This is a genomic window from Ruegeria sp. CG1, assembly GCF_056537265.1.
This window is the reverse complement of sequence record NZ_JBQFRF010000002.1, coordinates 704,777-719,689: the sequence shown is the minus strand read 5'-3', so window position 1 is coordinate 719,689 and position 14,913 is coordinate 704,777. Positions and strand designations below refer to the sequence as shown.

Annotated in this window: 15 protein-coding genes; 9 read left to right on the top strand and 6 right to left on the bottom strand. The window is 58.9% G+C overall.

All coding sequences use genetic code 11. From position 1 onward, the window contains the following. Window positions 1-29 precede the first annotated feature (29 nt). Both ACR0AU_RS08900 and rbfA read right to left on the bottom strand, forming a co-directional pair. The gene (locus tag ACR0AU_RS08900) at window positions 30-770 is read right to left on the bottom strand and encodes a phosphodiester glycosidase family protein (RefSeq protein WP_170664267.1); all 741 of its coding nucleotides are present in this window, start codon (window positions 768-770) and stop codon (window positions 30-32) included. Beyond that, window positions 767-1,162, bottom strand: coding sequence for a 30S ribosome-binding factor RbfA (gene rbfA, locus ACR0AU_RS08895; protein ID WP_170408494.1), 396 nt, complete (start codon window positions 1,160-1,162; stop codon window positions 767-769). Before rbfA ends, ACR0AU_RS08900 begins: the two co-directional genes overlap by 4 nt. Before the next feature lie 89 nt (window positions 1,163-1,251). On the opposite strand from rbfA, the gene dapB reads away from it, so the two are divergent. After that, window positions 1,252-2,061 carry a 4-hydroxy-tetrahydrodipicolinate reductase gene (dapB, locus tag ACR0AU_RS08890; RefSeq protein ID WP_170733902.1) on the top strand — a complete coding sequence of 270 codons (810 nt, stop codon included), beginning with the start codon at window positions 1,252-1,254 and terminating at the stop codon, window positions 2,059-2,061. A 72-nt stretch (window positions 2,062-2,133) separates the two neighbouring features. On the opposite strand, the gene tmpB is transcribed toward dapB, so the two are convergent. Both tmpB and tmpA read right to left on the bottom strand, forming a co-directional pair. Further along, window positions 2,134-2,724, bottom strand: a complete 591-nt coding sequence (tmpB, locus tag ACR0AU_RS08885; protein ID WP_170733901.1) for a (R)-1-hydroxy-2-trimethylaminoethylphosphonate oxygenase — start codon at window positions 2,722-2,724, stop codon at window positions 2,134-2,136. Beyond that, the gene (gene tmpA / locus ACR0AU_RS08880) at window positions 2,721-3,857 is read right to left on the bottom strand and encodes a 2-trimethylaminoethylphosphonate dioxygenase (RefSeq protein ID WP_480795573.1); all 1,137 of its coding nucleotides are present in this window, start codon (window positions 3,855-3,857) and stop codon (window positions 2,721-2,723) included. The genes tmpB and tmpA overlap by 4 nt, the downstream gene beginning before the upstream one ends. Window positions 3,858-3,956: 99 nt before the next feature. Here tmpA and ACR0AU_RS08875 point away from each other — a divergent pair, with 99 nt between their 5' ends. After that, complete coding sequence (locus ACR0AU_RS08875) at window positions 3,957-4,817, top strand: LysR family transcriptional regulator (protein WP_480795572.1); 861 nt, start codon at window positions 3,957-3,959, stop codon at window positions 4,815-4,817. On the opposite strand, the gene ACR0AU_RS08870 is transcribed toward ACR0AU_RS08875, so the two are convergent. Continuing rightward, a complete protein-coding gene (locus ACR0AU_RS08870; RefSeq protein WP_170515029.1) occupies window positions 4,818-5,000 on the bottom strand; it encodes a DUF1674 domain-containing protein in 183 nt (60 codons plus the stop codon). A 91-nt stretch (window positions 5,001-5,091) separates the two neighbouring features. Between ACR0AU_RS08870 and ACR0AU_RS08865 the strand changes: the two genes are divergently transcribed. The 7 genes from ACR0AU_RS08865 (at window position 5,092) to ACR0AU_RS08835 (ending at window position 13,554) form a co-directional block, all read left to right on the top strand. After that, window positions 5,092-6,351 carry an RsmB/NOP family class I SAM-dependent RNA methyltransferase gene (locus ACR0AU_RS08865; RefSeq protein WP_480591490.1) on the top strand — a complete coding sequence of 420 codons (1,260 nt, stop codon included), beginning with the start codon at window positions 5,092-5,094 and terminating at the stop codon, window positions 6,349-6,351. A gap of 88 nt (window positions 6,352-6,439) precedes the next feature. Next, window positions 6,440-8,179 (top strand): heparinase II/III family protein, encoded by a 1,740-nt coding sequence (locus tag ACR0AU_RS08860; protein WP_480795571.1) that lies wholly within the window; start codon window positions 6,440-6,442, stop codon window positions 8,177-8,179. Between the two features lie 22 nt (window positions 8,180-8,201). After that, the gene (gene purH, locus ACR0AU_RS08855) at window positions 8,202-9,791 is read left to right on the top strand and encodes a bifunctional phosphoribosylaminoimidazolecarboxamide formyltransferase/IMP cyclohydrolase (RefSeq protein ID WP_170733896.1); all 1,590 of its coding nucleotides are present in this window, start codon (window positions 8,202-8,204) and stop codon (window positions 9,789-9,791) included. After that, window positions 9,791-10,261 (top strand): signal peptidase II, encoded by a 471-nt coding sequence (gene lspA / locus ACR0AU_RS08850; RefSeq protein ID WP_170566969.1) that lies wholly within the window; start codon window positions 9,791-9,793, stop codon window positions 10,259-10,261. The genes purH and lspA overlap by 1 nt, the downstream gene beginning before the upstream one ends. A 50-nt stretch (window positions 10,262-10,311) precedes the next feature. Continuing rightward, window positions 10,312-10,827 carry a DUF3035 domain-containing protein gene (locus ACR0AU_RS08845; RefSeq protein ID WP_170466572.1) on the top strand — a complete coding sequence of 172 codons (516 nt, stop codon included), beginning with the start codon at window positions 10,312-10,314 and terminating at the stop codon, window positions 10,825-10,827. Window positions 10,828-10,912: 85 nt separating this feature from the next. Beyond that, entirely contained in the window at window positions 10,913-12,253 is a 1,341-nt protein-coding gene (locus ACR0AU_RS08840) for a M16 family metallopeptidase (RefSeq protein WP_480795570.1), read from the top strand. Beyond that, window positions 12,250-13,554, top strand: coding sequence for a M16 family metallopeptidase (locus ACR0AU_RS08835; RefSeq protein WP_480795569.1), 1,305 nt, complete (start codon window positions 12,250-12,252; stop codon window positions 13,552-13,554). Before ACR0AU_RS08840 ends, ACR0AU_RS08835 begins: the two co-directional genes overlap by 4 nt. A gap of 532 nt (window positions 13,555-14,086) precedes the next feature. On the opposite strand, the gene ACR0AU_RS08830 is transcribed toward ACR0AU_RS08835, so the two are convergent. Continuing rightward, complete coding sequence (locus ACR0AU_RS08830) at window positions 14,087-14,896, bottom strand: SDR family oxidoreductase (protein WP_480795568.1); 810 nt, start codon at window positions 14,894-14,896, stop codon at window positions 14,087-14,089. Between the last annotated feature and the right edge of the window lie 17 nt (window positions 14,897-14,913).

Genomic DNA, 14,913 nt, shown 5'->3' with positions numbered 1-14,913 from the left:
GCGCGAGTTAGCGGATCGTTTCGATGCTGTCAATTTGCCGGAACGTCCTCGACGACACCCACGATGGGTCCCAGCGAAAACCCGATATCCGACCGGTTGCTGGCGCGATCATACATGCGGGAAATGTTGCCATCTAGAAACAGCGCATTCGGTGTTTTCAATACATCGCGGAATAGGCTGCCAAATTCAAAGAAAGTGACGTAATCGTCCGAGATCGCAAACACCACACGCGTGCCATCGGCGCTGGTGCCCACTCCGTTTCGGGTGTAGCGCGAGGTTGAATCCGGCAGAAAGCGAGGGTGTAACTCTCCGTTGATCACCAGCATGGGGCCCGATTGTGTCGCAAAGCGGCACTGCGGCGCCTGATCGACGAAATCCAAAGTCTCGAACACATCGGCACGGTTTTCACGGATGCAGAACACACCGTTGGGCAGCAGGCCGAAATTGCCGGGTCCGGCATTCGGTATCACGCGCATCTGCTCTTGCCCTTCTTCGACATAGTGGCCGACGGGCGAGCGGTCGTCATGGTACATGCCCGCATTCATCGCAAAGACGAGCCTTTTCCCTTGAGGCTCCAACGCCTCATTCACCGAAGAGAAATGACCCAGCAGATCGCCATTTTCATCGTTCAGAAACAGGCGCAAATCTTCCGAGGTATCCACCTCGCAAACCGTATATCGCTTGTCCTCATGAGTCAGCTTCTCGCAAGTGACTGCAGAGACTTGCGCGGCCCAAAGGACAGCACACAGCGTGACAAGGGTACGGATCACTCGTCCAGATCGCGGCGTACCGCGTCCTGATTAAACATACGGCGGGTGTCGTCCAGACGGTCGAACGTGTCATCCAGACGGAACCGCAGGTCGGGTGAGAATTTCAGGCCCACCTTCTTGCCCACTGCGCGCCGAAGCTCACCCTTGTTTCGAGCGAGCAGTTCGATCACGTCCTCCTGCCCCTTGCCGCCCAAGGGCAGCACATAGGCGGTGGCGATCTTTAGATCGGGCGAGGTGCGCACCTCACCCACGGTGATCGACATGCGGTTCAAGTCGGGGTCGTGGACATCTCCGCGCGCCAGAACCTCGGACAGGGTGCGGCGGATCAGTTCGCCGACGCGCAGCTGTCGTTGGGAAGGGCCGGGGCCATCGTGGAATTTGTTCTTTGCCATGCCCCCGATCTAAGCCCAAAGCGGGGCTTTGCCAAGCGGGCGCGAACGGGTTAGGAGGCTTTGAGCCGACTTTAGAAAGGACCAGCGCAATGACCCATATTCCGGGGATCGTCATCACAGGGGCTTCGGGCCGTATGGGGCAGATGCTGATCAAGACCGTGTCTGAGAGCGATCAGGCGCGTCTGGTTGGTGTGGTCGAGCGTAAGGGTCATGACTGGATCGGTCAGGATGTGGGTCAGGCAATGGGCGGGCAGGCGCTCGGTGTTACCGTCACTGACGATCCGCTGGAGGCATTTGCGCAGGCGCAGGCTGTTATCGACTTTACGGCGCCCGAGGCGACGCTCGAGTTTGCCGCGCTGGCAGCACAAGCGCGGTGCGTTCACGTGATTGGCACCACCGGAATGACGGATGAACAGATCGCAGCTTTGGAACCTGCCGCGCGCCATGCCGTGATTGTGCGGGCCGGGAATATGAGCCTCGGGGTAAATCTGTTGGTTCAGCTGACCAAGAAGGTCGCCGCCGCGCTGGATGAGGATTTCGATATCGAGGTCATCGAGGGGCATCACCATCACAAGGTCGATGCGCCTTCAGGCACGGCTTTGATGCTGGGCGAAGCTGCCGCAGAAGGGCGCGGTGTCAAGTTGGCGGATGTGGCCGATCGGGGCCGGGACGGTATTACCGGTGCGCGAAAACGCGGCAATATCGGCTTCCACGCGATTCGTGGCGGAGACATTGTCGGCGAACACGATGTCCTGTTCGCGGCACCCGGTGAGCGTATCGTGTTGCGCCATCTGGCTACTGACCGTGCGATCTTTGCCCGTGGGGCGCTCAAAGCCGCGTTGTGGGGTCAAGGCAAGGCGCCGGGCCAGTATGACATGGTGGATGTTCTGGGGCTGTAGGCTTTAGGATCAAGAGCCAAGAAAATTCGACGAATTTTCTTGGCTTTATCGATCGGGCAGATGAAAGCTGTCTCAGCTTGCCTGAATGTGCCGGTCGACCATCCGTTGTACCATCGGTGCGAAATGGGCGAAATCCGGGGTCTCCATATCAGCGCGTTTTCCCGCTTCGTCCAGATAACGGACCTGAATGATTTCTTTCAGGTTCGGATTTGCCTCGAACTCGGCTATCTCCTTGGCACTCATCGGACCACCCTGCAGTTCCAGCGTATGGACCGAGGCTGCGGACAGGCGATTGAAATACTCCGGCTTGGTGGCGCAGAGATACCGCTTGGCTGCCACGTGGTATCGGCAGCAATCGGTGATGACCGACGGAAAGAACTGCTCCAACACCTCTGCACCCGCATCTTCATGATGCCGGTCCTCGGTATCGTCCGGATGGTAAGTGCCGAATTCCGACGTAAAATGGCCAATGTCATGCAACAGCGCACCGACGATGATTTCTTCAGACTGTCCGCTCTGTTCCGCAATCGTGGCACCCTGCAGCATGTGCTGGGCCATGGTGACGGGTTCCCCCAGATATTCCTCACCCCCCCGACGATCGAAGATGTCACCGATAAAGGCCACGATATTGTCCCGGTTTAAGGTCGAGAAATCGGGTTTCATTCCGCCGCCTCCGGTTGTGTCATCTGCATGGCGGCCAGTGTCGAAAGCAGCCCATCCTTGTCAGCATAGCATCCCTGCAACCAGCGAGACCCGGCCCCGGAATAGCCCAGCCGTGCATGCATTACGCGTGTGTTGTCGACGATGAAACTTTCGCCCGGTTCCAGCTTGAAAGACACGCCCATAGCGGGATCGTCAATGATCTCACCCAGCTGGCGATAGGCTGCATAGTAGGCTTCCATCTTGTCAAAGGGTACATCCACGAACGGCGCAGACGAGCGGTTGTTGAAGCGAATGCCGATCAACTCGCCATCGGGGGAAAGCTCGATCATCGGGCGACGTGACCGCAAACAGACCCCGTCCGAACCTTTATACTCGAACCGTGCCGGATAGCCTGCAAGCAAGGCGAAGCCCTCGGGGTTCAGATCGCGCAGACGCTCAGCCGCGCGGAAACCATCGACAACGATGGAATCGCCGCCTTCAGCCGAATTCTCAAGGCAGTAGAGGATTTGCAGTGTCGGTACCGGGTCGCGATAAGGGTTGTCGGTATGGGCCTGCAACCCCAACCCAGTATAGGCGAGGTTGGTCGGGTTCACCTCGGTCCGAACCTCGAAATAAGGGCCATAATTTGTCTGGCGCACGTAGCCGAACAGATCGGCCACTTTCAGCAGCGATTCCGGCTCGGTCGGGCCACCTGTCAGCTTGGCAAAGCCGTACTCCGCGACGGCAGCCAGCCAGCTGCGCTTAGCCTCCGGGTCGGTGTGCACCCTTTCCCAGTCACCGCTGGGGGCGCTGATACCACGCTCCCATGTGGTGACGCCGGATGCGGTGCGGCCAACGTCTTGCGCCTGTTCGCGGTCATAAACGTGATCGGCCAGCCAATCGGCAGGGAACATCACGGATTTGTTTTCGGGCTGAAAGGTAACACTCAGATCGCCATTTTGGATCTCGGCGGTACTGACCGAGATATCGGTGGGGATATCGCCGATTGTAATCAGACGCTGCCCGTTTCCGGGTGCGCGGGTCCCGGGGTCCAGCGCATTGTCGCGCAGCCAAATGGCGTGGAAGCGGGCCTCGGTATCATCGGAAAACGCGATAGTGACCACAGATGGGTCGAAAGTGGCTGAGCGCAGCATGGGGTCTCTCCTGTTCGGCGCGGGCTTTGCTTGAGGAGATATGCGCTTCGTGACATTACTACAATTAAACCTTATTGCCTCTGAGACTTGGAAAATCTTATGGATAAGAAGAAGATTGGACTACCTCCATTGGACTGGCTGCGTGTGTTCGAAGCCGCCGGGCGGCTGGGTGGTTTTTCTGCTGCTGCGCGCGAATTTGGTTTGACGCAGGCGGCGGTCAGTCAACGGATAGGCAATCTTGAGGCTTGGCTGGGCCGGTCATTGTTTGTGCGCGAAGCCCGCGGTGTTTCGCTGACCATCGAAGGCGAAAGCTATCTGCCATTGGTGCAGGACAGCCTGCAAGCACTGGAACGCAATACTGAGGATCTTTTCGGCAAAACTCCGCGCGAGCTTCGGGTCGCGGGACTTTCGTCGCACATCCACGCGCTGGTTCTGCCAGCCTTGCCCGCATTTCTTGAAGCGCAGCCCAATGTGCGTGTGATGACAGATTCCATGGCGCGCCGGGCCTCATTGGAGGAAGAGCGTACCTGGCTGCAGATCCGCTATGGCAGAGGCGTTTGGCCTGGACGAAAGGCAAAGCTAATTGCGCCTGAAGTTCTGGCACCGATGGCCGCATCCGGCATCAACTGGGGTGCGCCGCTGATTGATTTGCGCGGAGAACGCCCCGGTTGGAAGGACTGGGCGCAGGTAGCGGGGGTTGATGAATTACCGGCTGGCCGGATCAGTTTTGACTCGGTAGGTCACGCGATCACGGCCGCGCGTCAGGGCATGGGGATCGCGTTGGGTTCACTACCGTTGGCTTCGGGCAGCTTAAAGACTGGTCAGTTACACAGATTGGATATGCCCGAGCTTCGGACAAAGGATGGCTATTGGCTGACCTGGCGCGAGGATCGGGCAAGGTCGAAACGGCAAAGAACGTTGATAGACGACTTTCTGCAGGCGCTTCGGGGCGCGGCCTGATCAAAAGTCGATGGCGATGCCCTTTTTTTCCCAATCACCATAGCGGGCCGGATCAGGACCGTCGCGCCCACCCAGTTCCTTGGGCTGCGCCTTGGCTTCCGCTTCGGCCTTTTTGCGACGTTCCTCAGCCTCGGCCAATGCGCGCTGCGCGGCGGGGGGCAAATCTTTGCACTCGTCACTCATGACATTGGGTTCCTTTCCGTTCAGCGCCTTGATATACGCCCTCGTCCGCATAAGGCAATGCGGGCAAAGGTCACGAGAGGCACTCAGCATCATGTCAAACTCTGCAACCGCCGCGCGGCGCAGTGCAATCTATCTGCTGGATCAGATATTGGGCGAGGGGCGGCTGTTACCTGAGTGTCTGGCGGCCGGCGCATTGGATCGTCTGGTACCCGAGGATCGTGCGCGCGCACAGCGGTTGACGATTGAAACCCTGCGAGGGCTTGAGCGTGCCGACCGGCTGTTGGCCGATCACCTGCGGCAGACACCAGCGCTAACGGTGCATAACGCACTGCGGCTTGGAACGGTCGAGCTGTGTCAGGGCGAGGCCGCGCATGGCGTGGTCAATTCGATGGTCGAGATCGTGGGACGTTCGCGCAAGCATGGGCGGCTCAAGGGGTTGGTGAATGCTGTCTTGCGCAAGATTGCCGCCGATGGGCCGGATGCTTGGCCCAAGATGCGCGTGCCCCGTCTGCCCGACTGGCTGCGCGATCCTCTGATCATGGCGTGGGGCGATGACGCGGTAAAGGGTATGGAACAGGCCCATTTCAATGGTGCACCGCTGGACGTGACGCTGAAACCGGGCGCCGAGGCGCCGGGCGGAGAAGCCCTGCCCACCGGCTCAGTCCGTTTGCAGGATGCGGGGCAGGTGTCGGCTTTGCCGGGCTACAAGCGTGGAAACTGGTGGGTTCAGGATGCGGCAGCGGCGCTGCCTGTGCGCGTGCTGGCCCCGAAAGCCGGGGAAAAGGTGTTGGACCTTTGCGCCGCGCCCGGTGGCAAGACGTTGCAATTGGCTGTGGTAGAGGCAGAGGTCACGGCGCTGGATATCTCTGAAACACGGTTGGAGCGGGTGCGCGAGAACCTGAAACGGACAGGTTTGAAGGCTAAGGTGATCGCTGGTGATGCGCTGGACCATCAGGGCCAGTATGATGCCATCCTGCTCGACGCGCCGTGTTCGGCCACGGGCACGATTCGCCGCCATCCTGATTTACCCTTCGCCAAGGATGGCTCGGAATTCGGGGGATTGATCGAACTACAGGCCCGGATGCTGGCCCATGCCTGGACCCTGCTCAAACCCGGAGGCCGATTGGTATATTGCACCTGTTCCTTGTTGCCGGACGAAGGAGAGGTGCAGATCGAAGAGGCGCTGGATCAATACCCGGATATGCAGATTGACCGTGCGGCGCTTGAGATTGCGGGCGTTGAACCGGACTGGATTACAGAAGAAGGTGGCTTGCGTCTGCGCCCGGATTTCTGGCCGGACAAGGGTAGCATGGACGGGTTCTATATCGCCTGTCTGAACAAATCCGCTTGAGGCGACGCTTTTCGATGACTTGACGCGCGGACCGGTCTATCGTGTGTTCAAGCGCCCGCAGAGCGCAAGGGGCAGAGTCGCAAGCGTCATGTCAGAATCGGACACAATGGCCAATCGCTGGATGCGGTTTCAGAACCGCCTTTACGCGCGCCTGAGCCAAAGGCGGAAGGCGGTTTCGGGATTCGTCAGCCAGCCTGAGCCGCGCACCGTCGGTTCGTATGCACGCGGGCGACAACTGGTGGCCGGGAATCTCCTTTTCGCTGGATATCTGGTCGAGGCGGATGACACCGATCTCTGGGATGTTGCTGCGCCCAGTCCGGATTTTGATGATGAACGCCACGGTTTCATCTGGCTGGATGATCTGGCAGCCGTCGGCGATATGCGCGCCCGTGAAAAGGCGCAGCGATGGGTCTGGGGCTGGGTCACCGCACATGGGCGCGGGAAGGGACCCGGCTGGGCGCCGGACCTGACCGGGCGTCGGGTGATGCGCTGGATCAACCACGCGCAATTTCTGCTACGCGGCGCTGACGAAGCGCAAAGCAGAGCTTTCTTCCGCTCCTTGGCACAACAAACATGGTTTCTTTCCAAACGCTGGACAGCAGCAACACCAGGATTGCCGAGATTCGAAGCGCTCGCAGGGCTGGTTCAGGCTGGTTTGGCCCTGGAGGGGTTGGAGCAACTGGCTGATCCCGCATTGCGCGCACTGGCCCGGGAATGCGACCGCCAGATCGATGCCGAGGGCGGCATTCTCACCCGCAACCCTGAGGAATTGCTGGAGGTCTTCACTCTGCTGGCCTGGACCTCTGCTGCACTTGGTGAAGTTGGCCGAGGCACGCCTGCCTCTCAGACCGGGGCGATCAAGCGCATTGCACCTACTCTGCGAAATCTGCGTCATGCAGATGGATCTCTGGCCAGATTTCACGGGGGCGGGCGTGGGCTTGAAGGGCGGCTGGATCAGGCACTGGCGCAAAGCGGTGTCAAGCCGCAGCAGCATTCGGACCTGTCAATGGGTTATGCACGATTGGCCGCCTCGAGAACCACGGTTCTGGTGGATGCCAGCGCGCCTCCCAAAGGTGCTGCGTCGTTCAACGCCCACGCATCCTCGCTTGCGTTTGAGCTGACCTCGGGGCGCCGTCCTCTGATCGTGAACTGTGGATCAGGCGGCAGTTTTGGGCAGGAATGGCGCAGGGCAGGGCGCGCGACCCCGTCGCATTCGACCCTATGCGTCGAAGGGTATTCCAGCGCCCGGCTTGCAGAAGGCGCAAATGGGTCGTCGCAGGAAGCATTGGTGGATGGCCCGCAGGATGTGCCCGTGGATTTCGAGGATGCATTCGAAGGCACCCGCTTTATGGTGGGTCATGACGGCTACGCCAAAGTGTTTGGCCTGACCCATGCCCGCACGCTTGAACTGCGCTTTGACGGGCGTGAGCTGGTGGGCGAGGATATTCTGCTGACCGCAACCGACAAAGCCAAACGGCAGTTCGATCGCGCGATGGACGGGGCAGGTCTGCAGGGGATAGCCTTTGACATCCGGTTTCACCTGCATCCTGACGTTGATGCGGCACTTGATCTGGGTGGCGCTGCGGTGTCGATGGCGCTCAAAAGCGGTGAGATATGGGTTTTCCGCCATGATGGCGTTGGAAAGTTGTCAGTTGAACCAAGCGTTTACCTTGAAAAAGGCCGTTTGAAGCCACGCGCGACAAAACAGATCGTTCTATCTGGGCGCGCAATGGAGTATGCGACGCGCATCCGGTGGACGCTCAGCAAGGCTCAGGATACAGCCTATGCCGTGCGGGATACGCACCGGGACGAGCCCGTTTTCGACTGACGCCAAAAGGACCTTTGGACCCATGACCGACCTTCACCCCGTGCGCCGCGCGTTGCTTTCCGTTTCCGACAAAACCGGGCTGATCGAGCTGGGAACGGCGTTGGCCGAACGCGGGGTTGAACTGCTTTCGACCGGCGGTACCGCAAAGGCGCTACGCGATGCGGGGTTGGAGGTGAAAGATGTCAGCGAGATCACCGGCTTCCCCGAGATGATGGATGGCCGGGTCAAAACGCTGCACCCGATGGTCCATGGCGGGCTGCTGGCTCTGCGCGATAATGACACCCATGTCGCCGCGATGAACGAACATGGTATAGGCGCAATTGATCTGCTTGTGGTAAATCTCTACCCATTTGAAGCGACCGTGGCCAAGGGCGCTGCCTATGATGAGTGTATCGAGAACATCGATATCGGCGGCCCAGCCATGATCCGTGCCGCATCGAAGAACCATGCTTTTGTAAACGTGGTTGTGGACGTCGAAGACTACTCGTCGCTGCTGGATCAGCTGGAAGAGAATTACGGTAAGACTTCTCTGGGCTTCCGTCAGTGGTTGGCGCAAAAGGCCTATGCCCGCACTGCCGCTTATGACACAGCCGTGTCCAACTGGATGGCCGATGCGCTGGAGCTTGAGGCGCCCAAACGCCGCGCCTTTGCCGGTGAGCTGAAACAGACCTTACGATATGGCGAGAATAGCCACCAGTCGGCAGCGTTCTATGTAGATGGCTCGGGTCGTCCGGGCGTGGCGACGGCCGTACAGCATCAGGGCAAGGAACTGAGCTATAACAACATCAACGATACCGATGCCGCCTTTGAGTTGGTCGCTGAGTTCGACCCGGCCGAAGGGGCAGCTTGTGCGATTATCAAGCATGCCAATCCGTGTGGTGTAGCGATAGGTGCGACGTTGCTTGAGGCCTATAAAGCCGCGTTCGACTGCGACAGGACGTCGGCATTCGGCGGTATCGTGGCGTTGAATCAACCGCTGGACGCGGAAACCGCGCAGGAGATCACGGGGATTTTCACCGAGGTTGTGATCGCTCCGGGGGCGTCAGACGAGGCCAAGGCGATCTTCGCCGCCAAGAAGAACCTGCGCCTGCTGACGTCCGAAGCTCTGCCGGATGTGACCGCCGGTGGTAAAACTGTGCGACAGGTGGCCGGTGGCCTGCTGGTGCAGGACAAGGATAACGGCTTTGTTGGTATGGATGATTTGAAGGTGGTCACCAAAAAAGCGCCATCTGAGGAGCAGATGCGCGACCTGCTGTTCGCGTGGAAAGTGGCGAAACATGTCAAATCCAACGCCATCGTCTATGTCAAAGACGGCGCGACCGTGGGTGTCGGCGCGGGGCAGATGAGCCGCGTTGACTCGGCACTGATCGCGGCAAAGAAAGCCGAGCGTATGGCTGATGCGCTGGGCTTGCCCCAGCCGCTGACCATCGGTTCGGCCGTAGCTTCTGATGCATTCTTCCCCTTCCCCGATGGGCTTATGGAGGCCGCCGAGGCAGGCGCAACATGCGTTATTCAGCCCGGCGGTTCGATGCGTGATGATGAAGTGATCGCGGCGGCGGATGAGGCCGGTCTGGCCATGGTCTTCACCGGCATGCGGCATTTCCGTCACTGATGCGCGGTTCGTTCATCCTTTGGGCCGGATTGGCGGCGTTTTTGATCGACCAGATCAGTAAGTATCTGGTCGTCCACGTAATGCGCGTGGCGCAGGGCGATATCGACGTGCTGCCACCGCTTCTGGTTTTCAGATACGGCGAGAATCGCGGCATCAATTTTGGCCTATTTCAGGGCGACGGTGAGGCCGCCCGCTGGGTGTTGATCGGGGTTTCCGTGGCGATCTGCCTGGGCGTCCTGATCTGGCTGGGCCGCATCGCTCCTACGAAGCTTCAACAATTCTGCGGGGGTCTCCTGATCGGCGGTGCGCTGGGAAATGTCGTGGACCGGGTGCTTTACGGCTATGTTCTCGACTTTTTGAACATGTCCTGCTGCGGGATCAGCAACCCTTTTGTGTTCAATCTGGCGGATGTGTTCATATTTGCGGGAGCTTTGGGATTGGTCCTGTTCGATGGCAAAAAGCCCTCGTGACCTGCCGGACGATATGCGATAAAAGCGCCTGAAACTGGCTGGAGACACTGATGCGTATGCCACGCGCCATTCTTGTTCTGACACTCGCCGTTGTCGTTGCGGGCTGTTCCGATATTGGTTTGCGCAATCTTGATCCGCCCGGAGCGGGGCCGGATGAATTTTCGGTATTGCCCGTCAAGCCGCTGACCCAGCCCAAGGACTACGCCTTTCTTCCAGCGCCGACTCCCGGCGGTGCAAACCTGACCGATCCTAACCCCAAAGCGGATGCCGTTGTGGCGCTGGGTGGTAGTGAGGCAGCGCTGAACCCGAATACCGCAATACCGGCCAGCGATGCGGCGCTTGTGACGGCCTCAAGCAGATATGGCGTTCCTGCCAATACGCGTCAGGTAACGGCCGAAGAGGATGCGGCTTTCCGCAAAAATCGCGGTCGCTGGACCCGCCTGCGCCTGTTCCCGGTTGATCGGTACTCGCAGGTCTATGAACGTCAGTCAATCGATGCGAACGCGACCAATGAAGCGGCGCGTCGTCGTGGGATCGAAACGCCGTCGGCCCCGCCGCTGGAATGAATTCTTCTTAACTTTCCGTCATTGGCCTTGAACCCCGGCGGCACCACCGTAGTTTGAATATCAGAAATGAAACGGAGGATGCCCCATGGTTCGGGCCCTGGCACTGTCGGCTGCCCTGATCGCCGCCACCCCCTTGTTCGCGAAAGAGGGGCAAGAGGCTGTCACCACATTTACGCTTGAAAACGGCATGGACGTCGTGGTGGTCGAGGATCATCGCGCGCCTGTTGTTCAGCATATGGTCTGGTACCGGGCCGGATCCGCCGATGAACCGATCGGATCCTCTGGCGTTGCACATTTCCTGGAACATCTGCTGTTCAAAGCCACCGACACAATGGAAGCGGGCGAGTTGTCAGCCACTGTCGCGGCCAATGGCGGCAATGACAACGCTTTCACTTCTTACGACTACACCGCCTATTTTCAGCGCGTCGCCGCTGACCGGCTGGAACTGATGATGCGGATGGAGGCAGATCGTATGCGCAACATCCGCCTGACCGAGAATGATATCATCACCGAACGCGACGTGGTTCTGGAAGAGCGTAATCAGCGGACCGAAAACAATCCACGCGCTCTGTTCGGAGAACAGATGAATGCAGCGCAATATTTGAACCACCGTTACGGAGCGCCGATTATCGGCTGGCGCCACGAGATGGAGGCGTTGGATATGGACGACGCCCTGTCCTTCTACCAGACCCATTATGCACCCAATAACGCCATATTGGTCGTCACCGGAGATGTTGACCCCGACGAAGTCAGGGCGTTGGCCGATCAGTACTACGGTGTTATCCCAGCCAACCCTGATTTGCCCGAGCGGGTGCGCTCACAAGAACCGCCCCAGACCGCGGAACGGCGTCTGACCTTCAAGGATGCGCGTGTCGCACAACCCTATGTCCAACGCACCTATCTGGCCCCCGAGCGGGACGCAGGTGAGCAGGAGAAGGCCGCCGCCCTGTTCCTTTTGGCTGAGCTGCTGGGGGGAAGCACGACCTCGTATCTGAATGAAAAGCTGCAGTTCGAGCAGCAGAAAGTGGTCTATACCGGTGCGTTCTACCGGGGGGTCTCACTGGATGACACGACCTTTGATCTGATCGTTGTTCCCGCTCAGGGCGTAACGTTGCAAGAGGCCGAGGATGCCATGGATCAGGCCGTCGCGGACTTCATCGCCGAAGGCGTGAATGATGAAGACCTGGAGCGTATCAAAATGCAGCTTCGCGCGTCTCAGACCTATGCGCGCGACAACGTGGACGGGATCGGCAACCGCTATGGTCGCGCGCTGACCAGCGGATTGACGGTTGAGGATGTGCAAGCATGGCCCGACATCCTGCAGGCGGTGACGGGGGAAGAGATCATCGCTGCTGCCCGTGAAGTGCTGCAACCTGAAACCTCGGTCACTGGTTGGCTGATGCGTGACGATGAGGTGACGCAATGAAACGGATTATCGCAACGCTGATCGCGCTTATCATTGCCCTTCCCGCCTGGGCCGAGATTGAGATCAAAGAGGTGACCTCGCCCGGTGGCATTACCGCCTGGCTGGTCGAAGATCATTCGATCCCCTTCACCGCTTTGGAACTGCGGTTTCGCGGAGGAACGTCGCTGGATGATCCGGAAAAACGCGGCGCGGTCTACCTAATGAGCGGGTTGATCGAGGAAGGCGCGGGCGACATGGATGCGCGCAACTACGCGCGCGAGCTAGAATCCCTAGCGGCGTCTTTCAAATATCGGGCGACGGATGACACGGTCTCAATTTCAGCGCGGTTTCTGACCGAGAACCGTGATGACGTGATTGACCTGCTGCAGACCACGATCCACCAGCCGCGCTTTGATCAGGATGCCATCGACCGGGTGCGGGGTCAGGTGATCTCGGGCCTGAAATCAGATCAAACTGATCCGAACGAAATCGCGGGTCGCAGCTTTGCTGAGATGGCTTATGGCGATCATCCCTATGGCACGGACGGCAAAGGAACGATCGAAAGCGTCTCGGGCCTGACCCGCGAAGATATCGTTGCCGCCTATGACAATGTCTTTGCCAAGGACCGGCTGTATGTCGGTGCTGTTGGAGATATCACAGCCGAAGAACTGGGCGTGCTGTTGGACAAGTTACTGACTGACCTGCCAGCAACGGGAAAGCCGATTCCCGACAAGGCCGAGGTCACTATCGACGGCGGCGTGAACGTGGTAGATTTCAACACCCCGCAATCGGTCGCCCTGTTTGGTCAGACGGGCATTGATCGCGATGATCCCGATTTCTTTGCGGCCTATATTCTGAACCACATTCTGGGCGGCGGTGGATTTGAAAGCCGCCTGATGCAGGAAGTGCGCGAAAAGCGTGGCCTGACTTATGGCGTTGCGACCTATCTGGTGCCTAAGGATCTGGCGTCGGTTTATCTGGGCTCGGTCTCATCCGCCAATGACCGCATCGCCGAAGCGGTCGAAGTGATCCGGCAGGAATGGGCGCGTGCGGCTGCGGAAGGCGTAACCCAAAAGGAACTGGATGACGCCAAAACCTATCTGACCGGGGCCTATCCATTGCGATTCGACGGCAATGGCCAGATTGCGGGAATCATGGTCGGAATGCAGATGGAAGATTTGCCCATCGACTACATTGCGACCCGCAATGACAGGGTGAATGCAGTGACGCTGGAGGATGTGAACCGGGTGGCGTCTGAACTTCTGGACCCTGAGGGGCTGCACTTCACCATCGTCGGAAAACCGGAAGGGGTGGACGGCTGACGTCGTCCATCTACACCTGCCGGACAGGTTTATTTGTTGTTATTGAGTGATATTTCTTGGTTTTGACATCAATAGGTGATGTGAATCGTTGGCGGAAGCAACAAGTATGCGACCCTTCGGAGGGCGCGGCGCTTGTTAGAGAATAGGCAATTCTCCGCCTTAATGGATCGTTAACTCGACTTGGCCATACTTTGGCCAGAAATGTCGAGAATTCTATGCTAGTCGGGAATAGAGGTGGGATTCACCAGATCAACACCTCCTGTGACAAAGCTAAGGACGGATAGTAGCGCGATGATAGTGGCGATAATGGGATTGGGAACGCTTGCAGGGTTGTTGACCTTTGCTGCTGCGTTGGTTCTCGGTCAATCCCTACTCAGCGCGTTTGCACTTTACGTGCTAGCCGGTGTACTGACATCGCTTTTGGTCGCGGCTGGAGTCTACTTCAGAAGTTCTTAAACTAGATGGGCTGGAAATAAAGCCCAGCGACTGAATATGTCAGTCGCCAGGCCGAACCCCGTGCCCTCGCCCAAGCTCAATCCTTTTTCGCAGCGCGCAGCATCTGACCCATCATCTGGCCAAATTTGCCCGAGCCGCGCTGATACAATGCCCCGTCAACCGCCATGACCGTGCCGCTGATATAGCTGGCCATATCAGAGCTGAGGAACACGCACGCATTGGCCACATCCTGCGGTTGACCCCAGCGGCCCAGCGGGACATCCCGGCGCAGCTCTTCATGGGCATTTTCAGTGGGGGCCAGCCGCTTTGCGCCTTCGGTTCCTTCAATAAAGCCCGGAACGACCGAATTCACGCGAATCCCCTCGACGCCCCATTCCATCGACAGGGTCCGGGTGATCTGATCGACGCCCGCTTTGGCGGCGCACACATGGGCCTGCCCTTCGTAAGGCAGATAGGATTGCGGAGCCGAGATGTTGATGATGCTGGCGCCTGGGCGTTTGAGATAGGGGTAGGCCCCTTTCATGACGTGGATCGTGCCCATCAGATCGATATCAATGACCGCCTTGAACGCGTTGACTGACATTTCCGATGCCAGCGCAGGGAAGTTGCCGGCTGCGCCCGATATCAGGACGTCGAAATCTCCAAAATCGTCGTGGAATTGCTTAAGGCCTTCGGCTACGGCCTCTGGATTGCGAACGTCGAACGCCGCGCCGGTCGCGTCGGATGCGCCTGCTGCTTTCAACGCAGCCACGGTATCATCGACCTTTTCCTGCGACCGACTGGCGACAGCCAGATTAGCACCCGAGGCCGCAAAGGCCTCGGCAATGCCGCGATTGATACCGCTGGTGCCACCAATGACGATGACGGTCTTACCTGAAAAATCCATTTAGGCCTCCGGTGGTA